The following is a 21,390-nucleotide window of genomic DNA, read 5'->3' as shown; positions in this document are numbered from 1 at the left end:
TTTTGCCCCGATTAATGTTTTTTATCGGATTCATGTGACTTTTTGTGACCTTTTCTCTTGTAAAGCACAAAAGACACCTCGCGGTGTCTTCGGCTGTATCCGGTATGTATATAGGTCCCCCGGGCAACAAAAAAAGATGTCAGCAGCCGTTCGTGGCCTCCATGACATCTTCATTACCCTTACTTTTAGAAGAAAAGCTTGCAGATTAATCCGGCCAGCACTGCACTGATCGGAATCGTAATGAACCAGGTAACAATAATCCGTCCGGCTACTCCCCATTTCACCGCGGAGAAACGCTTGGCCGAACCTACACCGAGAATCGCCGAGGTAATGGCATGCGTCGAGCTGACCGGCAGGTGCAGCAGGGTAGCGGTAAAAATAACGGATGCGGCAGACATGTCCGCAGCGAAGCCGTTAATCGGCTCAATTTTGAAAATCTTCGTACCCATCGTCTTGATGATTTTCCAGCCGCCGATTGAGGTTCCGAGGGCCATAGACGTTGCAGCTGCAATTTTTACCCACAGCGGAACTTCCATCGTATCCAGGCGTCCCGAGGTCACGAGCGCAAAGGTGATAATCCCCATCGCCTTCTGGGCGTCATTCGTACCGTGCGTAAAGGATTGCAGTGCAGCCGTAATGACCTGCATTGACCGGAACCCTTTGTTTACGGTATGAGGACTGCGCTTGGCAAAGATCCATTTCAGGATCGTCATTACAATATAACCGATCACAAAAGCGATCAGCGGGGAGAAAATAAGCCCCTCCACTATCTCAATAAAGCCCTCCCACTTAATATGGTCGGAGCCTGCACCTACATACACTGCACCGGCTAAAGCGCCGATCAGGGCATGAGAGGAGGAAGACGGAATCCCGAACCACCAGGTGACCAGGTTCCAGATAATAGCCGCAATCAGAGTCGCTGCTACTATATTAATCCCGTTATCCAGCAGGGTCGGATCGGTAATGCTGCCGCCGATTTTTTTGGCTACCCCTGTGAACATCAGCGCCCCCACAAAGTTCATGAGTGCTGCAAGGATGATAGCGGTACGCGGTTTAAGCGCACGGGTGGAGACGGAAGTGGCGATTGCGTTCGCTGTATCATGGAAGCCGTTGATGAAATCAAAGGCCAGTGCAAGAAAAATTACAAAACCCAGCATTAATAATGATGTTTCCATATCTTAGAGCCCCTTATGAGTTGCGCATGATGATCGATTCCAGCATGTTGGCTACGTCCTCGCATTTATCCGTGGTCGTCTCCAGCCGCTCGTAGAGCTCTTTGCGCTTGATCAGCTCAATAGGGTCTTTGACCGTTTCGAAAAGATGTTTGGTGCAGATCCGCAGCACTTCATCACCCTGGTTCTCCAGGTCATTGAGGCGAATCGTATACTCACGGATGGCAAGCAGCTTCTTCTGCGAGAGCAGATGAACCGCTTTTTGAATCTCATAGGCAGACTGGCGGAGAATTTCGGCAAACTGCACGATATATTCATCAGCATCCAGCAGGTTGTACATATAGAAACGTGAAGCAGAAGCCTCCAGGCCGTCCATAACATCATCCATGCTGGTGATCAAATCCATAATGTCATCGCGTTCGAGCGGAGTGATGAACGTCTTGTTCAGCTCCTTGATAACAGTGTGCGTGTAAGTATCGCACTGGGATTCGTATTTCTTCATCACCGCAGCGAACGTATCGATATTTTCCCGGAGATTACTGATATTCTGAGCGAAGTAATCAGCTGACTGAACAATAGTATCCGCCATATTTTCTAGTGTCTCAAAGAAAATATCCTTCTTTTTCAACTTCATTTCCTTTAAACCCCTTTACATAAAATTGCCGTGAGAGTCTGGAATGCCATCCAAAATGTAAGCAGCATGAAAATGAATGACAACCCTTGTTATCTTATCATATCCACACTGGGGATAGAAGAAAAAAAGCGAACTTTTTTACGTTATATTAACAATTTCGTCGAACTTACATAACAATTCTCTGAACCGCCATTTTTCGTTCGTATTCAGGTTGGGCTTGGTGCAGCTGTATACTCCACGTGACTTGAAAAGGACGGGCTGTTCGGAACGATCAGGACATGCGTAATTCCCGGGTACATTAAAGCTTCAGTTCCATCCGTTTTCACAAAACGGATCATGTCATCCGGCTTCCGTGCCCATTTGCCTGTAAGGACTGTACCGCGCTGGAACAGCAGTGCCTCACCGCCAAGCTCCACATCAATCTGCAGCCGCCCGACATCATCCAATACCTTATGGTCTGCCCCAATGACCAAGATATTAGCCGCTTCCACCGGATTATTATTGTTGAGATCCAGATGCGCCTTACCGTTGACAGAACGGGCATAGCTCCGGCGCTCCGTATCATATTTATAGCCTACCGTATAACTCTGCAGCAGAAAATGAATACTCAGCTCCGCTGCCGGCGCTCCTTCTGTAGGGAGGTAATCAGGATCGGTGAACTCATAGGACGGGACCCCGATGCTTGCGGAGTAGCCCAGCTTATCGGCCCCTTCCAGCAGCTTTGCTGCATTGCTGTACAGGTTATGCGGCGCCTTCCGCTCCTTATCACGCCAGAAATACGCACCGGCATTGCCGATCTCATCCATATCCGCTTTCTTCTGCCGCTGCAGAATAGCATAAGCCGCAGGACTGCCTCCGGCATGAACCGTCACTCCGCCAAAGCTCTCTCCGAGATCCAGCAGATAGGGGCGGATGCTGCGGATCGGGCCGATTTTGACCACACCGGTGTGGCTCTGGAAAATGCCGATCAGCCGCGTAATCCCGCCCTCCGCCAGCACCTCGTAGAGCACATCCGCTTCACTGATGCCGGACTGCGGCCGGGCGGCAGGCGCGTTATTGATCATAACGGCCAGCGGGCGCGGCAGGCTGCCTTCCTGCACCGGCAGACCAGTCAGGCCGGAGACCTGCCTCGCGGAAGGAGCCATCGTCGGCGAAGCTTCCGGCAGTGCGCTTGGCAGCGGTGATGCAGAGGCCGCTGGCGTCGGAGCCGCTTCCGGCGCTGTGTTTCCGCCGCCGCAGGCGGAGAGCAGCATTGTAGCCAGCATAAGCCCGGTGAGTAACCGGGAAGCATTACGGTTTATCATCATTTCTGTTATTCCTCCTCATGGTTCGAGCTGTTTTTCTTAAAAATGTATAAAGGATAATCCGGAGAAGTTAGAAGGGTATATCTGGAACCGTTTCCTCTATTTAAGCATAGCCTGTCCCCTTTGTCTTGAAGGAGACCGCAAAAAAAGGATACAGCCTCTATATCGGCCATATCCTTAGCTTATGTTATTAATGTCAATCGACCATCCAGCAGTTCAGGCTTAACGTTCCGTATTGGTAGGCTTGAATCATCAGCTGTGCCTGCCTTCCGGCATCGGCTGTCCCCATGATGTAGAATAACGGAACGAAATGCTCCTTGCCATAGGATGGAACGGCAGCCCGCACATGCGGCGCCTTCTGCTCATAGGCGAACAACGCGGGCAGATCCCAATTCCGGAGGCCTTCGGCCAGCCACTCATCGAACTCCAGAGCCCACGGCTCAGGCTGGTCGTCTTCCTTCAGGAGCCGCAGATTGTGGACGAGTCCGCCGCTGCCCAGCAGGAGAATCCCTTCCTCACGCAGCGGAGCCAGCATCTGACCGATCCTGTACTGCTCCTTCGGCGAACGCAGAGAATCAACAGATAAAGCCACGACCGGAATATCGGCCTGCGGGAACATTTTGCTTAGAATCACCCATATGCCATGATCAAGTCCCCGGCCCAAAACAGGCTGATGGGGGAGATTCCCCTTACTGAACAGCTCCGAAATCCGGCTGCTCAGTGCAGGATCACCGGGGGCCGGATAAGCCAGCGAGTACATTTCCTCCGGAAATCCATAGAAATCATGCTGCGCTTCATGCTGTGCATCTACCGTAATGAGCTGCTCAGGACTGTCCCAGTGTGCCGAGAAAACAACAATCCCCCGCGGCCTTTCCAGATCCTGGCCAAGGCGCTCCAGAAAGCGGGTGTATTCATTATCCTCCATTGCCAGGAGCGGGGAGCCGTGCGCGATAAAAAATGCCGGTAATTTCATAGGAGCCTACCTCCATATCCCAGTATATGGTCTGCTCCTTTATTTTAACGCTTATCGTTAGGGAATGCGAGCAGCGGCACGCATCAGATCATCCAGTTCTGCCACTCCTGCTGCAGATGCTCCTGCTGATTCATCCACTCCTTGGTCCGCTTCAGCACCTGATCCTGGGCAGGACCTGACGAGAAGGTATGATCCGCCTGGAAAATAATCTCCTTGTCGCAGCGCCCCTCCGGACGGGTCCAGAACAGCTTCTGATAGAGAAAGGCGTAATCGACGGGGATAATCTCATCTGAAGTACCGTGGATAACCAGCACATCCCCGCTGAATTTGCCTGCCTCCTGGAACGGCTGGAAGGCCGCCAGGGAGTTGAAATACACCGGAGTAAAGGCATAGCCTGCATAGTCGGCGGCACCTTCCTTGACGGAGCGGTCATAGGCGTCCCTGCCTACAATCTTGACTATGTCGTTGAACGGGTAGCCAACCGCGGCCCACAGCACCAGGTTCTTCACCCGGCGGTCACGGACAGCCGTCAGAAGCGCAACTGCCCCGCCCAGGCTGTGGCCGATCAGTGTTACACGCTGCGGATCAATATCTGCAGAGCCGATTCCGTAGTCCAGCACCGCCCGGGTCTGGGCAATCAGCGACTCAATATCCTGGCTTCCATAGTTCCCGGTGCTCTCACCGCAGCCTGCATAATCGAAGCGGATGACCATGTATCCGTCACTGGCCAGCTCACGCGCTGCCTTCACAAAAATCCGGTCTACACCAATCCGGTTGCCCACGAACCCGTGGCAGATCACGGCCAGCGGCACCCGGTCCTTGCAGCGTCCGGTAGCTCCCTTGTCCCGTGATGGATAATGTATGCTCGCAGTAAGCTCTTCCTGTTCATACCGGATAACGATATTCCGCTCCATTGCCGTACCCTCCTCTAAAAGTAACACTGTTCCAATATTGTATTATTCCGATTAACTTAGTATGATTAATATCTTTATTATACTTTTTGCATTTCCTTTGTCAACAGTATTACATTAATGCAGCCGGCAGACAAGTTCACATTGAAGCTCCTCATCCGGCAAAAAAAAGCCCCTTCCGCTCCACCGGAGCACAAGAGGCGAATAAACCATAACCGACCGGCTGTTTCAGTCGTAGCTGTTGTGAAACATATCATGGGTTTCCTGCCGGCCTTCCCAGTCCTCAAAGCCTGTCACGGTCTCTTGTCCCGCCGCATCCCATAGGCTGAAGCCGTCCGAGCCTCCCCAATCGCCGACTCCGCTGTTCTCTGCAGGCGCGAAGCCGTCTCCGCTGAATGCCCCTGCCTGTTGTTTATCCTTATTATCCATAACGCTACCTGCCCCTTCCTTCTGCCTGTTTGTGAAGCTAATCACAAGATTAGTGTTCACTCTTCCAAAATAGATTATTCATACTGCAGGAGGGTTGTCCTTGCACACAGCAGCCGGGCAAACGTATACTCTAGGTTGAAGGCTTTTGCGCTTACACCCTATTCTGGAGGTTTATAATTCAGCTATGAAAGTTAAAGCTATGATTAAGGAAAATAACGCCCTGCGCGAGCAGATGACCCCTTTTAACCGTTCTTATTTTGAGGATATGATTCTGGCTATGCGGGCAAGCCGTGTAGAGCGGGTCCGGGCGGAGGAGCTGCTCCTGGAAGCCGCGGCACTGCTGCTGCAGGGACAGAGTAAAGGCAAAAGTGCCAAGCAGATTTTCGGGGAACATCCGGAGGATTATTTCAATGAAATTATGGGCAGTGCGCCTGGGCGGCCTGAACGAAGCAGACTGAACTATTATTTAATGATTGCCTGGACCGCCCTGACCCTAATGTTCTCGGTGCTGGCAGTCGGCGGGCTTATAATGAAGTGGATCGGCGGCAACGCGGATCTTTTCGGCAAAGTGAGCGTTTTTACACTGATTGTAGTGGGATTCGGCTCAATTGTCCTGATGGAGCTGCTGGTACGGTGGATGTCCTCCCTGTCCGAGAATGATGCGCCAAAGCCTGCAACCTTTGATATCAAGGCCCTTGGCATCTATATCGTTGTAGCTGTCGTTGTTATATTCGCAGGTGTTTTTCTGGATAATCTGTTTCCGGTCATTACAGTCTCACCCTGGGTTAGCCTGGCATTAGGCGCAGCCGGAGGGCTTGGGCTGAAACTTATATTCTTCAAATCCTAGAATTCTTATTCCATTTCGCACTCTACAGGGGGAAACTTCCATGAAGAAGCATAGCATTCTACTGACTGCACTGGCCCTCATTCTCGGCCTGTCTGCTGCTAATTCCGCTCAAGCCGAAGGCACAGGTGCCGGAGCCTCCAAGGCTGCTGCCTCAGCCACAGGCAGCAGCCATACCCAGGCGGTTTATACAGCCGCCTTGCCGCTGCTTACTGACTCCGGAAAGCTGCCTCAGGCAGTACGCTATATCAACAGCAATATTTATGCTGTTACCCCTTATCAGGCTACTGTTCTGGTCCTGAAGCTGGAGAACGTGCATAAGGCCGGGCTGAAGGTTTGGGCTAGCAAATTCAATAACAGCGCTGTACAGCGCAGGCTCGGCTCCATCTACACAGCGGGCGCAAGCATGGCTAAACTTGCCGAGAGTACAGACGACAGCAGCCTGCGCACTCTGCTCAAAGGAGCCGGAGAGAGCGGGTATAAGCTGGAAACGGCAGAGGGCACTTTTTTCCCGGTGATTGATTATGCAGCTTACCGTAAGTATAAGCTGTACGTCACAAGCGATATCCGGGATTACATCACGATAATGGCTGCTGAATCCGCGCTCCCCTCCTCCAAGGATAACGGGCTGGTCATCGGCTGGTCTGAGGTGGCTGCCAGAGCGCTCAGCCAGGAGCAGTTCGTCCGGACCTATCCGAAGTCCAACCGTATAGCTGCGGTCAAGCAGCTGTACGCCATGTATGAGACCGACACCTTCTACGGTCAGAACAATACACCGCTCTTCCATTATGACAGTCTGGAGATGGATCTGGAGGCCCAGAAGGCTTACAGCAGCATTCTCTCCAAAAACACCGGAAGCAGCCCCTTCCTGGATAAGCTTGAAGGCTTTATGAAGCTGCTGAAGGAGAACGGCTTCAAGCTGGACGACGCTGTGGAGAGCTACCGGAAGGCCGAGGTCCCTGTATCATAGCTTTGGAAGAGACCCGGGCTTATTCCTGCCCTTACAAAGAAAAGGCCCGCCTGCGGAGTATTCTCCTCAGACGGGCCTTTTTTCGGCTAGATCAGCATATTGTATAAATTCGGTTCCTTATTGATCTCGGTATAATCGACGCCCTTCTGCTTCATCCGCTCAATCAGCGGCTCATAATCCTCACGCTGGAACAGCTCGATACCGACAAGCGCCGGTCCGTTCTCTTTATCATTCTTCTTCGTATATTCGAACCGGGTAATATCATCATCAGGACCGAGCACCTCGGCCAGGAATTCCTTAAGGGCTCCGGCACGCTGCGGGAAGTTAACCATGAAGTAATGCTTAAGCCCTTCATAGATCAGTGAGCGCTCCTTAATCTCCTGCATCCGGTCAATATCGTTGTTCCCGCCGCTGACGATACATACAACCGTCTTGCCGCGGATCTGATCACGGTACATATCCAGTGCCGCAATCGTCAGCGAGCCGGCCGGCTCAACAACAATTGCATTCTCGTTGTACAGCTCCAGAATGGTCGTGCATGCTTTGCCCTCTGGTACCTTGACCACATCATCAAGGTGACGGGAACAGATGTCAAAGGTCAGGCCGCCGACACGCTTAACAGCCGCGCCGTCCACAAATTTATTAATCTCATTAAGGGTAACCACCTCACCGCGCTGCAAGGCTTCACTCATGGAAGCTGCTCCTGTAGGCTCCACTCCGATAACCTTTGTAGCCGGGCTTACGGTCTTCACATAGGTAGCTACACCTGCAGCCAGACCTCCCCCGCCAATCGTAACGAACACAAAGTCTGCCGGCTTGTCCAGGCTTTCCATAACCTCCATGGCAATCGTGCCGTTACCGGCAATAATCCGCGGCTCATCAAACGGATGAATCAGGGTCATGCTATGATCAATGCAAGCCTGAAGTGCTTCTTCATAGGCATCATCAAAGGTATCCCCTTTGAGAATAACCTCTACGAATTCGCCGCCGAAGCGCCGGACCTGCTTAATCTTCTGGTTAGGAGTTGTACTTGGCATGTAGACCTTGCCTTTAATCCCGAGTGCTTTGCAGGAATACGCTACACCCTGCGCATGGTTGCCTGCGCTTGCACAGACGATTCCCTTGGCTCTATCCTCAGCAGACAGGCTGCGGATCATATTATAAGCTCCGCGAATCTTGAAGGAACGGACAATCTGCAAATCCTCGCGCTTCAAATATACATTACAGCCGTATTTGGCCGACAGCACCGCATCCAGCTGAAGCGGTGTACGGACAATGACCTCCCGCAGCACATGGTGTGCCCGCACAATATCTTCCATTCCTACGATCCGGTCTTCGCCGTCTCTCATCAAGTTCCTCGCCTCACTGTCTCTATCTTAAATTTTCGCTTCTTGTAACATACTCTCCCAAAGACATTTTATCAAGTACTGTCTGCTCCCGGCAATACTCCAGCCCGCCCCAAGCTCAAAAAACCAGCTTCGCGCGTTCACGGCGAAGCTGGCTAAAGAACTTAAAGTGATTACGCTTTGAAGCGGGACACAGCCTGCTGCAGCTGAGCCGAGCTGAGCTTGATGTCTTCCATCTCGGCGACGATTCCGCCTGATTTGCCGATAATCTGCTCTGCCTGGACAGCGATGCTGCCAGCCCCTGCAGCCCCCTCATTCGTAGCACTGCTGGTCTCCGCAATAGCTGTCAGCATGCTCTGGATGGAGGCGAGCAGCTGTTCAGAGGTCGCACTGAAGTCCGTTACCAGCGCCTCAATATATACAGCATCTTCGCTGTAACGCTCGCCCGTCTCCTGCATGGAGTCATAATCCTTCCGAACCTGGCCGCCCATGTAGCGCAGCATATTTTCCGCCCCGTCTACCAGCTTGGCAACAGCATCTACTACTGCCTCTGTAACATTCTGAATCTCGGAAACTGTCTCGCGTGAGGTGTCCGCCAGCTTGCGGATCTCCTCGGCGACAACGGCAAACCCGCGTCCCGCATCGCCTGCTCTGGCCGCTTCAATGGAGGCATTGAGCGACAGCAGGTTGGTCTGGGCGGCAATTTCGAGAATAGCCCCTGACAGCACCTGAATCTGGGCTATTGACTTGGACTGCTCAATTGCACTGCGCAGCTTCTCTTCACTCTGGCCGTATACTGCATCCGCCTGCATTCTTGAAGCGGCGGCCGCTTCCTTCAGCCTGTCCGCACGTTCATTGATCCGGCCGGCTGCCTCGGCACCTTCCTGGGCTTTGCGGGCAATCCCGCTCACTGCATGCTCAATCTCATCTGTACTTGCATTCATCTCCTGCATTGAGGCTGCCGTCTGCTGCATCCCGGCAGACAATTCCTCGGTAATCGCCGAGATTTCCGAGATGCTTCCATCCAGCGCAAATACATTTTTCTCCGTATTGTCAAGCGCTCTGGAGATACTGCCTGAGCTCATCTTAATATCCTGAATCAGCTTCTGCTGGGTTGCAATCATCTCGTTAAAGCCGTCGGCAAGCAGCCCGATTTCCCCTTTGGCTGTTACCTTAGCCCGTACTGACATATCACCGGTCATCGCAGTCCGGAATGCTGCCGTCAGGATTGGAATCTGCCTCAGAATACTATTCGAGACAAAATAGAGCAGCACAGACATTACGGCCACAGCGCCGATAACCGCCATCAAAAAGATCAGCTTGAAGGTCGTCAGAACCTTCTCCGCATCCGCCCGGGGAACAATCAGCGCAACCGACCACTGACCCTGCACAGCAGGAGCATAGGAAACATAACTGTCCGTACCGTCAATATCCGAGGTGATTACATTTGCCCCCCATTGGACCATTTTATCGCCGACAGCCTTCCAGTCCGGACCGAGATCACCCATGGTCTTGAGCAGAATATTATCAGGCTCCGGATGATAGATGAACGTTCCGGCCTTATCAATCAGAATCGCAAATCCGCTGCCGTTGTAATTGAACTCACTCAGCGCCCGGGTAATCTGCTCCGTTGAAATATCCACTCCGGCTACCCCGATCAGCTTGCCGGCATTATTCTGGATCGGCGCAGTGACACTTACAACCATTTTTCCTGAGCCTGCATCAATATAAGGATCGGTTACCGTCACCCGGTTATTCCGGGCAGTAGATGTATACCAGCTGCGCTCCTTCATATTGAAGTCGGCCGGAGGCTCGAACTCAGCCTGGGTAATCACCTTGTTCACCGCATCCAGTCCAATATAGACATTCAGCAGGTTCTTATTGCTGTTCTTGATCAGATTAAGTGTCTCAATGAGCTCGATATAGCCGTCTGTCGTCTTTACCGTATCGGCTGATTCCACATTGCTGATAAAATCACGGATATAACTATTGGCATTCAGCAGCTCCACACTTTCTGAGGCTGGCTGAAGCAGGTCATTGACCTTTACGTTGATTTTTTCCTTTTCATAGGATAGTGAGCTGTTCAGATCTTCTACGATTATCTGCTTGGCATTGCTATAGATCACCAGAGCTACAGCAACAATAATGACGACAACCGACACAATGACTGACAAGAACAGCTTCCCCCGGATGCCCATATTGCGGACCGGTTCAATCAGCGATTGCAGCGTGGAGAGCGGCTTGGCTGCCCCCTTTGAATACCCTGCGGCGGGTTTCCCCTGCCCGTCCACAGCCAATAGTTCCGGCTTTTGCCCCTTCTTGCTCTTCTCTTGCTTATTTCCCCTTAGTGCCATAGGGCTCCCCCCTTTTTCTAAATATGAGCCGACCGTACCCTCTTATGAAATTATCCAGTTGTTTTCGACTTATTTCTGCTTATTTCTGCAAAAAAACTCTTTATCCCTTTACCGTTTTACCTTGAGCTGTGAAAATACTGTGACCATGTCAGGTTTTTTCATAAAAATCCATGTTTAAATAAACTTTTCCAGATAAAAAGTCCGCTGTATAAGCTGATTTATCGGTAAAAAGGGGCTTTCATTGAATGTCATGTAAGGTTTGTTATCAGGGGGCGCCCTGAGGTTGAACGGATGTGCGGCTTAAGCAGTGTATGGGGCCATTAGGGAGGAAGGGTGCAGAAGCGGCAAATGACTAGTCCTCTTGTTGTGCAAACGTTTTGCCGCTGCTACATAAAAAAATTTCACACGCTATATATCCGGGGCGGGAGCGTTTAGCTGAAGCTCAGCTGACGAGGCTGTTCAACCCGGTTAGCCTGGGCGGCCGGGGATTTACTGCGCAGGGCTTCCATAGCTCGTCTGAAGCAATACCGGTTGTATTCATTTATAAGTTCATCGAGTACCATCGATTGATGGAGCACCACGGGATGTAAGAGATCAAATTGCTGTTCAAGCTTGTTCAGCTTATAGCGTGCCTGCTCAATACTGTGTTTCATACATTCTGAATCCTTCACCTTTTATCCCTCCTTTCGATAGTATTTTAGAATAGTATGCGTTTCTCTATGTGAAACTTTTTTCAGATAAATCATAAACTAGGGTATTTACTAGATGATGCTTATTAACCTTGTCACAATTTTCACTGTCTGAAGCGTTATATACTTAGAAATATAAATCGGATATGGGAGACTTTAACAGTGAAAACAAATAGGCGCTATATTTACGTTGCTATCCTGCTATTCATTTTTTGGTTTGCATTAATGGATAATGTTACGGCCAAGCTCGAAATTACCGGTGTTGACGGATACAAGATTACAACAGATAACTATACACTGGCCCAGGACCATGAAGTTATGCTTGCTAAAGACGTGGCCGAGCGGGTGCTGAATGCCCGGATCAGCTGGCAGGAGCAGGCTGCGCTTCCACAAGGTATTTATTACAAGGATCAGGTGGCGGTGCTGATGTACCATCACCTCACCGGTGAATCCGTATCGCTGAACCCGGGCGTATTAACCGCAGGACAGTTCGATGAGCATATGCAGCTTCTGAAGCAGGAAGGCTTTCAGGTTATTACGATGAAGCAATACCGGCAATTTATGCTGGAGAACGCTCTGGTCCCCGATAATGCCGTTTTACTGACTTTTGATGATGGCTATGAGAGCTTCTATACGCTGGCATTTCCCATTCTGCAAAAGCACGGCTATACTGCGGCTAACTTCATCATTGCTTCTGACGTTGATAATCCGGATGGAAAGAAGGTACCCAAGCTTACCTGGGAGCAGATGCGTGAGATGAAAAGCGCTGGAATGAGCTTCTATAATCATACCTACAATCTGCATCATTACGGCATTGTCGACGCAGAAGGGGGAACCCGTCCGGCGGCAAGTAACTTGCTGTACATAAATGATGAGAACCGAAATGAGCTGAATGAAGAATACTACAGAAGAGTAATCGGGGACCTGGCTCTGGCGGAACGCAGGCTTAAGGAAGAGCTGGGTAATATAGATTCGGCGATTGCTTTTCCTTATGGTTCATTTAATGACAGGCTGCTGGAAGCGAGCAACTCCATCGGAATCGATTTGAAATTCAGTATCCGGGAGGGCCTCTGCTCCAGAATGACACCAGTTGCACCGCGGATCAACAAAGGAGACAGCACCCTCTCCCCGGATCAATTCATAGAATCTTTGAAACATGCTGAGCCGATGATGGAAATGACTATAAATTCAAGTATGGTTCCTCTTGCCTGGACTCAGCCGCAGTTGAGGGATGGAATACTGCTGGTTCCGTTAAGTCCCCTATGCAAAGCGCTGGGGGTTGAGATGGACTATGACCCGGACACCCGGACATTGAAGCTGACACCCGGCAGCCTGAGCACGGATGGTGTAACGCTGAAGTAGCCCTTGCTTGTCAAAGTGATTGAGCTGCAACCGTTGATAATAAAGTAAAAGACCAGCCGGAAGGCTGGTCTCAGTCAATCAAATTACAGACAGCCATGGATATTGGATGGAGTAAAAGGGCTTCCTTTAGAGATACCAGGAACGACTAATACTCCTAATAACAAGCTACTTACTACTAACAACCCTGCTAATTTTCTTTTCATCCTGAACAAACCCCTTTTTCATTGAATTTTGGTATTGCTGCTGTATATCAAATGATGCGTAATCTCGGAATTGTTCAAACAACCGCACAAATGATAGTATACGGGCTTCGTTATTGATAAGCTCCGCCTTCTCCAAACCAGCCAGCACATATCGGAAACCCTCTGAATATAGCTCATTCCATAGATAGTAATAAGCTAACTGATAGCAGCATTCTGTAGTTTCTTCATCTATAATCTGAGGTGTATAAATGCCCGCTGACTCTGACTGCATTGAAAGATAGAACATGAGCCGGGGCTTAAACCTCTCCAGAATAACATCAATATTAAAATCAAATCTGTTTGCAGCCTTTGTAATATTCAGAATTCCTATCAGCAATTCTTCTTCGTCCTGCTCAATGAATTCTGCATATTCAGGAATGAAACTCTCATCTCCGATCATAAGCTTACACACAAATATATTCGCTTTAGCCCAACCCTCAAACAGCTTAACCCATTTCTCAGTTTCTTCATCCCGATCCTTAACCCAGCTTAAATCAGCATACCGGTAGGCGTATTCAAGCGCCTCTTTATGAGCACCTCTCGAATCACACACACCGCCGCGCAGCAGATTTGAAAATGTTAAATAGGCAAACAGCGGCCGCTTCAGCTTCTTATCCGTTGCCTCTCTCTTGAGCCCGGGCTGGGATGCCAGCCTAAGCTGTATCTCGGCCTTGTTGCCAAGCTCTGCTGCAATCTCATCAACCTTATCCCATCGTTGTAATGACTTGTATGTATTGGCTAACTCCCTAAGCGCATCCAGCTGATCAAGCTCATCCAGCCTGTCCACATAAGGCTCAAATTGAATGGCAGCCTGCAGATTCCGCTCCTGGTTATCACCTTGCCTTAGCGTAAATAACCGGTACTGGCAGAAGGCCAGGCGTTCTGAATGCTGCCTTCTTTCACTGGCGGCAACACTTTCATAGAGGATAGCAGCAGCTTCCGGTTTACCAGAAGCAAAAAACTCTTCAGCAGCCTCAAACAGCAGCGGCGAATACGTCAGATTGTCCAATAGCATCTGCACTGACTGGCGGATGCAAGACAGGCAATCCAGTTCCGCACACCGGAACAGAAACGGTCTGATTCTGCGCCAGTTAGGCACGGTCTCTACAATACACTCCTGAATATACTGCTCATAGTAATGGCCCTCAGGCAAGCCTAGCACTCTGGTAATTCTGTCCAGCTGGTCAATCGCCAAGACCCGGCTTCCCTTCATTAAGGAACTGACCGTTCCGGCATTCAGGCCTGCTCTTCTGCCTAGCTGGCTAAGATTCAAGCCTTCCCGTTCAATAAAGCCTTCCAGCTCGCTGCGAATCGTGGTTGTGTAGATCATCTAACCACCTCCTGGAGGAACATCAGAAATGCCGGCAACATCCGCAAGTGCTTCGCTGAGAAATGATAACTTCTTCTAATATATTACAAATATAGCCATTAAAAGAATATCCGTCAACTGCTTTTTTTCTTATTTTCTTACTTTTTTTTGCAGCACGTTATATAATGAAAGCTTTGTGAATCCCGCCTGTTTGAAGAGGTAAATCTCCCTTAAAACAAAAAGCCGCCGGAAATCTTTCCGGCAGCTCAGTACTATACAGTAATTAATTTATGCTTCTGCTATTGCTTCAGCATCCACTTTAACAAGTCAGGCAGGCTTGCCCACAGACGGGAATGCATAATAACATATTCAACCGCTTCATTGGAGTCTCCCATGCCGACAAAATCCGGGAGGTTATGCGGTAGCCGCTTCACGCCCAGCAGATAGTCAGGCACGTGCTTGTTCACGCCGCGCGCAACACGGTACAGCATTTTGAGCTGTGAGGTAATTCCGTTTTTCTTGTATTCCAGAACAATCCGGTCATAGGCAAAAGCTGCAGCCGTATCATCCTCTCCGTATTTCTTCAGGAACTCCTCCGTTTCTTTCAGCTGGTTGCTGTACAGATAAACAGCAGCCAGCAGATAACGGGCACCTGTATTGTCTTCCGGGTTAAGCTCCAGAATATGCTCCAGCATCTCTGCCGCTTCCTCCGCTTTGCCGCCGAACCAGCACGATTCCGCGTAGCTCTTGCAGATCCGGATGTACGGCCGGGTCTCGGCCAGCCCCCAGAAGTATCCTTTATTCTTGGCAAAAAAAGCTTCACCCAGCTCCCGTTCACCGGCAGCGATACCTGCCTTCAGAAAAACACGGGCCTCCTGCTCGTTCTCAGACTCTTCGGCAAGCACCAGATAAGCGTCAGAGCTGTCCGGGTAGATCTCCAGCGCTGCTTCCGCCAGCTGAACACGGCGTTTCCCGGAGGTAGACTCCATGGCTTTATGCAGCAGCTGCTGCGCCTTTTCTCTGGCAGTTCCGGCACCGTTCAGCACTAGCAGCTCGTCAGAATCGCCTTCTCTGCCGTATTCCTCAATATAGTTCAGCATTTCCTTCACTTTGCGTGAAATAGTTGCCGAAGTCACCTCATATTTATCAGCCAGCTCGGCCTGGGAAAGATTGAACCCGTATTCTTCAGACAGAATATATTCAATTGCCGCGCAGAACGAGCCTGCTTTCTTCACTGCAGGTCTGGTCTGGCCCGAGAAGCCATTCCAAAGCACCAGTGCTTCAAAAATCAGCTCCCGCTCATACTGGCTCCGCATATTCTCAATCAGCTGCATAGCCAGCTGCTCATGAGCCGGATGCTCCCATTTCAGCTCGCGGGTTACCATTTTTTTCAGCTTGGTCAATGTAAGCTTGCCTTCAGGCCGGACACCGGCTTCAGGAGAAGCAGCAGCTTGTGCTGCAACTGCAGCTGCCTCGCGGGCGGCTGCCTCCTCAGCTGTAACGAGCCGCAGAATCGACTCCACTGCAGAGGTTTCTTTATCCAGGCAGCATTTTTTGTATTTTTTACCGCTTCCGCATGGGCACAAGTCATTTCTTCCAACCTTACTCAAAACTAATTCCTCCTATACTTAAAAAACCGATTTAAAAAAGGCCTTTCCATGAAAGGAAAGACCCTTTATCTGTATATATCCGAACATTTTCCCCCGTACGAGTTGTATTATAGCACTTCTTCTATCACTTGTCAGTCCTTTTTTGGGACTTTTAAGATGAAAATAGGCAGAAAGTAGCCGTTCTTTATCCTCAGATAAGAGCTTTCATGGCGATGTCGCTGCGGCTTTGCTTGCCTTCAAAATGAATCTTCTCCGCACTGGCATAAGCTGCTGCACGCGCTTCGGTAATATCTGCGCCTCTGCCTACTACGCCCAGCACACGCCCGCCGTTTGTAAGCCAGCTGCCGTCCTCTCCCCGCGCCGTTCCCGCATGGAAGACCAGCCCGTCCCCGGCGTCCTCCAGCCCGGTAATCGGTACGCCCTTCGGATAATTACCCGGATAGCCCTGGGACGCCAGCACTACACATACAGCCGCCTCATCGCTCCACTCAATAGAAGTATCAGCCAGTCTGCCCTCAGCCACAGCCAGGAAGATTTCCAGCAGGTCACTCTTCAGCCGCGGCAGCACGACCTGGGTTTCCGGATCACCGAACCGGGCATTGAATTCAATGGTCTTCGGTTTGCCGTCCGGTGAGATCATCAGGCCCGCAAACAGCACGCCGCTGAAGGAACGGCCTTCGGCCACCATCGCACGGGCTGCCGGTTCAATAATCGTCTCAACCGCCTCGCGGATAATCGCCTCATCAATATGCGGCAGCGGGGAATAAGTCCCCATGCCGCCGGTGTTCGGCCCTTTGTCGCCGTCATATACCGGCTTGTGGTCCTGCGCAGCTGCCATCGGGCGTACTGTCTCCCCGTCAACAAAAGCAAGTATCGACATCTCCTGTCCGGCCAGGAACTCTTCAATAACCACCTGGGCGCCAGCCTCACCGAACACCTTGGTTACCATGATATCACGCAGCGCCAGTTCAGCCTCCTCGCGCGAATACGCAACGGTTACCCCTTTACCTGCCGCCAGCCCGTCCGCCTTGATAACAATCGGCAGTTCCTGTCCGCGCAAATATGCAAGCGCCGCCTCATAATCGCTGAACTTCTCATAGGCTGCTGTCGGAATATTGTATTTATGCAGCAGATCCTTCATGAACGTCTTGCTGCCTTCAATTTCTGCCGCGTTCTTGCGCGGTCCGAATACAGGGATAGCCTGCGCTTCAAAAGCATCGACAATTCCAGCCGCCAGCGGATCATCGGGTCCGATGACCACCAGGCCTACCTCTTTCTCCTTGGCGAATGCTGTCAGCTTGTCGAATTCGAACACGCCGATCGGCACACACTCCGCCAGCCGGGCAATCCCGGCATTGCCGGGTGCACAGTAGATTTTACCGGCTCTGGGGCTCTGGGACAGCTTCCAGATGATTGCATGCTCCCGGCCCCCGCCGCCGACCACTAAAATATCCATTGAACTGAAATCCCCCCAACTTACTCTAGTGTCTGAAATGACGGACGCCTGTGAAGACCATAGCAATGCCGTATTCATTGGCTACCTTAATCGATTCCTCATCCTTGATCGAGCCGCCAGGCTGAATAACCGCCGTTATGCCTGCTTTTGCCGCCATTTCCAGGGTATCGCCCATCGGGAAGAACGCGTCAGAGGCAAGGATGGAGCCCTTGGCTTTTTCTCCGGCCTGTTCAATGGCAATCTTCGCTGCACCCACCCGGTTCATCTGGCCTGCGCCGACACCCACAGTCATATCATCCGCGGCCAGCACGATGGCATTGGACTTCACGTGCTTAACAACCTTCCAGCCGAACAGCAGCTGCTTCAGCTCCTCTTCAGTAGGCTTGCGGTCAGTAACAACCTGCAGCTCATCCGCATTGACGGAGTGCACATCGCTCTCCTGCACCACCATGCCGCCTTCAATCGAAGTCACAACAAAGCTGCCCTTGCGTGCTGCACCGCTGCTAAGGCTGCCGATCTTAAGCAGGCGGATATTCTTTTTCTTCGTCAGAATGTCCAGCGCTTCCTCAGTAAAGCCCGGGGCCAATACGATTTCCAGGAAAATATCCTTCAGCAGATTCGCAGTATCCGCATCAACAATCCGGTTAGCAGCAACAATTCCGCCAAAGATGGAGGTCGGATCAGCATTGTACGCTTTTTGATAAGCTTCAAATACACTGGTTCCCACGCCTACCCCGCAAGGGTTCATGTGCTTAACAGCCACTACAGCCGGCTCTTCGAATTCCTTGACGATCTGCAGCGCCGCGTTGGCGTCATTGATATTGTTGTAAGACAGCTCCTTGCCGTGCAGCTGCTCGGCTGCTGTCAGTGTATCCTGCGCCGCCAGCGGTTTGCGGTAGAATGCCGCCTTCTGGTGCGGGTTCTCCCCGTAGCGCAGATCCTGGATTTTCTCATAAGTAACAGTATAGCGCTCCGGCAGTGGTTCACCGGTCACATTGGCCAGATAATCAGCAATCAGGGCATCGTATGCCGCTGTATGGCGGAACACTTTTGCCGCAAGTCCTTTGCGGGTTTCAAGGGTTGTATCTCCGCCTGCGCGCACTTCTTCAAGCACCTTGGCATAATCAGCTGCATCCACTACCACACTGACAAACGCATGGTTCTTCGCCGCAGAACGCAGCATCGTCGGTCCGCCGATATCGATGTTCTCGATCGCTTCCTCGTAGGACACATCAGGCTTAGCAATCGTCTCCGCGAACGGATACAGATTCACCACCACCAGGTCGATGTAACCCAGACCCAGCTCGGTCATCTGACGCGTGTGCTCCTCATTGTCGCGAACGGCCAGCAGGCCGCTATGCACAGCAGGGTGCAGCGTTTTGACGCGTCCGTCCATAATTTCCGGGAAGCCCGTCACATCAGAGATGCCGATAACCGGTACGCCTTCTTTAGCCAAAAGTGTGCTAGTGCCGCCTGTGGAGATAATTTCTACACCCAATGCAGACAACTCGCGGCAAAAATCCACGATGCCCTGTTTGTCCGATACGCTGACCAGCGCTCTTTTGATACTCACTTGAAAAGTCCTCCTCCGGATGATGCAAGATTAGTGTTGTTAACTTGTAACTCTAAGGATACTGATTATCTATTAGGGATTGTCCGTGATTTATGAGAAATTGGGCTTCGGCCGCTGATGCTTCTGCAGTTCCACATCCCCATGATCCTGTCACTATAAGCAGACTGCGTTCGTCCAAAAAAACGGCAGTACCGCCGCAAAACGACACCTTCTAAACTTTGTGCAATATTTCCCGAGAAATATCAGAACATGCGAATAACGTACAGAATGTCGAAGGACAGCTATTCACGGACAATAACATGTCTGCCCTGCAGCTCAACCTTTCCGTCTGCAAAAGCACGGACAACCTCTGGATACAACGAGTATTCAATCCCGTGAATCCGCTGTGCCAGCGACTCGGCTGTATCCCCGGTTTCAACCGCGACACTGCGCTGGGCAATGACCGGACCGGTATCCATCCCGCCGTCGACAAAATGCACCGTAACTCCGGTCAGCTTCACACCGTAGTCGATTGCCTGCCCGATAGCATCCTTCCCGGCAAAAGCAGGCAGCAGCGAAGGGTGGATGTTAATAATCCTTCCCGCAAAAGGCTCCAGCAGTACCGGAGTGATCAGCCGCATGTAACCGGCGAGTACGATCAGCCCGATATCCCGGCGCTGCAGCTCAGCTACAATCTCCGCCTCGTACAGCTCACGGCTGGCGAAGTCCTTTGGCCGCAGCAGGAGGGCGGGAACGCCCGCAGCCTCCGCCCGCTGTGCCACAGGCGCTTCCGGCTTGTCGGAGACTAACAGCTCAATGCTTCCTTCACCAAGCAGTCCGGCTCTCTGCGCTTCAATCAGTGCGGCGAAATTGCTGCCCTGCCCGGAGGCAAATACAGCGATCCGGCTGCTGCTCATCACACCTCAGCTCCCGTAAAGGTAACAATGCGCTCTCCTTCAGTCACCGTTCCAATCAGATAAGCGTCTTCCCCGCTTGCTTTCAGCAGCTCCAGCGCACGTTCGCTGTCTGCAGCAGCTACAACCAGCACAAGGCCGATGCCCATGTTGAAGGTGGTGAACATATCCCGGTTCGTCACACTGCCCTTATCCTGCATTAGGCTGAAGACCGGCTGAATCGGCCAGGAGCCGTAGTTAATCTCCACATTCACATTATCCGGCAGCATCCGCGGAATGTTCTCGATGAAGCCTCCGCCGGTAATATGCGCCATGCCTTTAACCGTAAGCTGCTCAAGCAGGGCCAGCAGCGGTTTTACGTAGATTTTGGTCGGTGCGAGCAGCACGTCCACAAGCGGAGCGCCCAGCTCAGGAATCACATCATTCAGGTCATAGCCTGCCTGCTCCAGCAGAAGCTTGCGTACCAGCGAGAAGCCGTTGCTGTGAATACCGCTGGAGGATAGCCCGATTACTGCATCGCCAGAGGCGATGTCCGCACCGGTAACCAGCTTGGCCTTATCCGCTACCCCTACAGTGAAACCGGCAATGTCATATTCGCCGGCAGCGTACATGCCGGGCATTTCAGCTGTTTCACCGCCGATGAGCGCGCAGCCTGCCTGATGGCAGCCTTCGGCGATTCCGGCTACGATGGCTTCAATCTTCTCCGGCACGACTTTATCGCATGCGAGGTAGTCGAGGAAGAATAACGGCTCGGCACCCTGTACTACGATATCGTTAACACACATTGCAACCGCATCAATACCGATTGTGTCGTGGCGGTCTGCCGCGAACGCTAGTTTGAGCTTCGTGCCTACGCCGTCAGTACCTGATACAAGTACAGGCTCATCGTATTTATCTTTATTAAGGCCGAACAGTGCGCCGAATCCGCCGAGCTCTGTCATAACCTCCGGCCGGTATGTGCGTTTTACATGCTTCTTCATGCGTTCTACCGCTTCATTACCGGCTGCAATATCCACTCCGGCGTTTTTATAAGCTTCCGACACTTTGGACACCTCATTTAAATTAGTTTAGAGCGCTGTTTCGGGGCGGCCTGGTTATTGGTGGTCATAGTCGTCATTACGTGGAATGTTTGGACTTCCGGTCGCTGTTATATTTGGATTTCCTGATTTGAACCGCTGGCCGCGGTAGAAATCCAAATATAAAGGCGAACGCTACGCTCCTACAGTTCCAAACTTCCCCTCCATGACTCAGACCACCCGGGTAAACCCGGCCGCAAGCCGAAGTTTGCGCCTTGCACAGGGGCAGAAGGCCGACGCCCT

General features: G+C 51.5%; 18 protein-coding genes. 3 read left to right on the top strand and 15 right to left on the bottom strand.

All coding sequences use genetic code 11. The features are described from left to right. Nucleotides 1-185 precede the first annotated feature (185 nt). The 6 genes from R70331_RS02975 to R70331_RS02950 form a co-directional block, all read right to left on the bottom strand. Nucleotides 186-1,175: an inorganic phosphate transporter gene (locus tag R70331_RS02975; RefSeq protein ID WP_042172726.1), complete on the bottom strand. Its 990-nt coding sequence runs from the start codon at nucleotides 1,173-1,175 to the stop codon at nucleotides 186-188. A gap of 13 nt (nucleotides 1,176-1,188) precedes the next feature. Further along, nucleotides 1,189-1,806, bottom strand: a complete 618-nt coding sequence (locus tag R70331_RS02970) for a DUF47 domain-containing protein (RefSeq protein WP_042172724.1) — start codon at nucleotides 1,804-1,806, stop codon at nucleotides 1,189-1,191. Between the two features lie 206 nt (nucleotides 1,807-2,012). Continuing rightward, the gene (locus R70331_RS02965; RefSeq protein ID WP_081947446.1) at nucleotides 2,013-3,113 is read right to left on the bottom strand and encodes a DUF3048 domain-containing protein; all 1,101 of its coding nucleotides are present in this window, start codon (nucleotides 3,111-3,113) and stop codon (nucleotides 2,013-2,015) included. Between the two features lie 193 nt (nucleotides 3,114-3,306). Further along, the gene (locus R70331_RS02960) at nucleotides 3,307-4,083 is read right to left on the bottom strand and encodes a DODA-type extradiol aromatic ring-opening family dioxygenase (protein WP_042172722.1); all 777 of its coding nucleotides are present in this window, start codon (nucleotides 4,081-4,083) and stop codon (nucleotides 3,307-3,309) included. Nucleotides 4,084-4,166: 83 nt separating this feature from the next. Then, nucleotides 4,167-4,997 carry an alpha/beta hydrolase family protein gene (locus R70331_RS02955; protein ID WP_042172720.1) on the bottom strand — a complete coding sequence of 277 codons (831 nt, stop codon included), beginning with the start codon at nucleotides 4,995-4,997 and terminating at the stop codon, nucleotides 4,167-4,169. A gap of 225 nt (nucleotides 4,998-5,222) precedes the next feature. Continuing rightward, nucleotides 5,223-5,423 (bottom strand): hypothetical protein, encoded by a 201-nt coding sequence (locus tag R70331_RS02950; protein ID WP_042172717.1) that lies wholly within the window; start codon nucleotides 5,421-5,423, stop codon nucleotides 5,223-5,225. Between the two features lie 184 nt (nucleotides 5,424-5,607). On the opposite strand from R70331_RS02950, the gene R70331_RS02945 reads away from it, so the two are divergent. Continuing rightward, nucleotides 5,608-6,270, top strand: a complete 663-nt coding sequence (locus R70331_RS02945) for a DUF1129 family protein (RefSeq protein WP_042172716.1) — start codon at nucleotides 5,608-5,610, stop codon at nucleotides 6,268-6,270. Nucleotides 6,271-6,310: 40 nt separating this feature from the next. Beyond that, the gene (locus tag R70331_RS02940) at nucleotides 6,311-7,237 is read left to right on the top strand and encodes a hypothetical protein (protein ID WP_042172714.1); all 927 of its coding nucleotides are present in this window, start codon (nucleotides 6,311-6,313) and stop codon (nucleotides 7,235-7,237) included. An 86-nt stretch (nucleotides 7,238-7,323) separates the two neighbouring features. Here R70331_RS02940 and ilvA read toward each other — a convergent pair whose 3' ends face one another. The 3 genes from ilvA to R70331_RS32400 form a co-directional block, all read right to left on the bottom strand. Beyond that, a complete protein-coding gene (gene ilvA, locus R70331_RS02935; protein ID WP_042172712.1) occupies nucleotides 7,324-8,586 on the bottom strand; it encodes a threonine ammonia-lyase IlvA in 1,263 nt (420 codons plus the stop codon). 170 nt (nucleotides 8,587-8,756) lie between these two features. After that, nucleotides 8,757-10,937 (bottom strand): methyl-accepting chemotaxis protein, encoded by a 2,181-nt coding sequence (locus tag R70331_RS02930; RefSeq protein ID WP_042172710.1) that lies wholly within the window; start codon nucleotides 10,935-10,937, stop codon nucleotides 8,757-8,759. Nucleotides 10,938-11,368: 431 nt separating this feature from the next. Then, complete coding sequence (locus R70331_RS32400) at nucleotides 11,369-11,608, bottom strand: aspartyl-phosphate phosphatase Spo0E family protein (protein WP_081947445.1); 240 nt, start codon at nucleotides 11,606-11,608, stop codon at nucleotides 11,369-11,371. A gap of 180 nt (nucleotides 11,609-11,788) precedes the next feature. Between R70331_RS32400 and R70331_RS02920 the strand changes: the two genes are divergently transcribed. Beyond that, a complete protein-coding gene (locus R70331_RS02920) occupies nucleotides 11,789-12,988 on the top strand; it encodes a polysaccharide deacetylase family protein (RefSeq protein WP_052418894.1) in 1,200 nt (399 codons plus the stop codon). Nucleotides 12,989-13,153: 165 nt separating this feature from the next. On the opposite strand, the gene R70331_RS02915 is transcribed toward R70331_RS02920, so the two are convergent. The 6 genes from R70331_RS02915 to purM all read right to left on the bottom strand — a co-directional run bounded on the left by R70331_RS02915 (nucleotide 13,154) and on the right by purM (nucleotide 21,114). Next, the gene (locus R70331_RS02915) at nucleotides 13,154-14,560 is read right to left on the bottom strand and encodes a helix-turn-helix domain-containing protein (RefSeq protein WP_042172709.1); all 1,407 of its coding nucleotides are present in this window, start codon (nucleotides 14,558-14,560) and stop codon (nucleotides 13,154-13,156) included. A 278-nt stretch (nucleotides 14,561-14,838) separates the two neighbouring features. Beyond that, nucleotides 14,839-16,149 (bottom strand): SEC-C metal-binding domain-containing protein, encoded by a 1,311-nt coding sequence (locus R70331_RS02910; protein ID WP_042172707.1) that lies wholly within the window; start codon nucleotides 16,147-16,149, stop codon nucleotides 14,839-14,841. A gap of 190 nt (nucleotides 16,150-16,339) precedes the next feature. Further along, nucleotides 16,340-17,605 carry a phosphoribosylamine--glycine ligase gene (purD, locus tag R70331_RS02905; RefSeq protein WP_042172705.1) on the bottom strand — a complete coding sequence of 422 codons (1,266 nt, stop codon included), beginning with the start codon at nucleotides 17,603-17,605 and terminating at the stop codon, nucleotides 16,340-16,342. Between the two features lie 25 nt (nucleotides 17,606-17,630). After that, nucleotides 17,631-19,178 carry a bifunctional phosphoribosylaminoimidazolecarboxamide formyltransferase/IMP cyclohydrolase gene (gene purH / locus R70331_RS02900; protein WP_042172703.1) on the bottom strand — a complete coding sequence of 516 codons (1,548 nt, stop codon included), beginning with the start codon at nucleotides 19,176-19,178 and terminating at the stop codon, nucleotides 17,631-17,633. Between the two features lie 281 nt (nucleotides 19,179-19,459). After that, nucleotides 19,460-20,074, bottom strand: a complete 615-nt coding sequence (gene purN, locus R70331_RS02895) for a phosphoribosylglycinamide formyltransferase (protein WP_042172701.1) — start codon at nucleotides 20,072-20,074, stop codon at nucleotides 19,460-19,462. After that, on the bottom strand, nucleotides 20,074-21,114 hold the full coding sequence (gene purM / locus R70331_RS02890) for a phosphoribosylformylglycinamidine cyclo-ligase (protein WP_042172699.1): 1,041 nt from the start codon (nucleotides 21,112-21,114) through the stop codon (nucleotides 20,074-20,076). Before purM ends, purN begins: the two co-directional genes overlap by 1 nt. Between the last annotated feature and the right edge of the window lie 276 nt (nucleotides 21,115-21,390).

Source organism: Paenibacillus sp. FSL R7-0331, assembly GCF_000758645.1.
Taxonomy (GTDB): Bacteria; Bacillota; Bacilli; order Paenibacillales; family Paenibacillaceae; genus Paenibacillus_AQ; species Paenibacillus_AQ camerounensis.
Note: the sequence above shows the minus strand (reverse complement) of the source record. Positions and strands in the feature narration are given on the sequence as shown.

What these genes read in the sequence shown, in the direction of transcription:
- R70331_RS02975 (WP_042172726.1), bottom strand. Translation starts at nt 1,175, where the DNA reads ATGGAAACATCATTATTAATGCTGGGTTTTGTAATTTTTCTTGCACTG.
- R70331_RS02955 (WP_042172720.1), bottom strand. Translation starts at nt 4,997, where the DNA reads ATGGAGCGGAATATCGTTATCCGGTATGAACAGGAAGAGCTTACTGCG.
- R70331_RS02915 (WP_042172709.1), bottom strand. Translation starts at nt 14,560, where the DNA reads ATGATCTACACAACCACGATTCGCAGCGAGCTGGAAGGCTTTATTGAA.
- R70331_RS02950 (WP_042172717.1), bottom strand. Translation starts at nt 5,423, where the DNA reads ATGGATAATAAGGATAAACAACAGGCAGGGGCATTCAGCGGAGACGGC.
- R70331_RS02970 (WP_042172724.1), bottom strand. Translation starts at nt 1,806, where the DNA reads ATGAAGTTGAAAAAGAAGGATATTTTCTTTGAGACACTAGAAAATATG.
- purD (WP_042172705.1), bottom strand. Translation starts at nt 17,605, where the DNA reads ATGGATATTTTAGTGGTCGGCGGCGGGGGCCGGGAGCATGCAATCATC.
- R70331_RS02940 (WP_042172714.1), top strand. Translation starts at nt 6,311, where the DNA reads ATGAAGAAGCATAGCATTCTACTGACTGCACTGGCCCTCATTCTCGGC.
- ilvA (WP_042172712.1), bottom strand. Translation starts at nt 8,586, where the DNA reads ATGAGAGACGGCGAAGACCGGATCGTAGGAATGGAAGATATTGTGCGG.
- R70331_RS02965 (WP_081947446.1), bottom strand. Translation starts at nt 3,113, where the DNA reads ATGATGATAAACCGTAATGCTTCCCGGTTACTCACCGGGCTTATGCTG.
- purN (WP_042172701.1), bottom strand. Translation starts at nt 20,074, where the DNA reads ATGAGCAGCAGCCGGATCGCTGTATTTGCCTCCGGGCAGGGCAGCAAT.
- R70331_RS02960 (WP_042172722.1), bottom strand. Translation starts at nt 4,083, where the DNA reads ATGAAATTACCGGCATTTTTTATCGCGCACGGCTCCCCGCTCCTGGCA.
- R70331_RS02945 (WP_042172716.1), top strand. Translation starts at nt 5,608, where the DNA reads ATGAAAGTTAAAGCTATGATTAAGGAAAATAACGCCCTGCGCGAGCAG.
- R70331_RS02930 (WP_042172710.1), bottom strand. Translation starts at nt 10,937, where the DNA reads ATGGCACTAAGGGGAAATAAGCAAGAGAAGAGCAAGAAGGGGCAAAAG.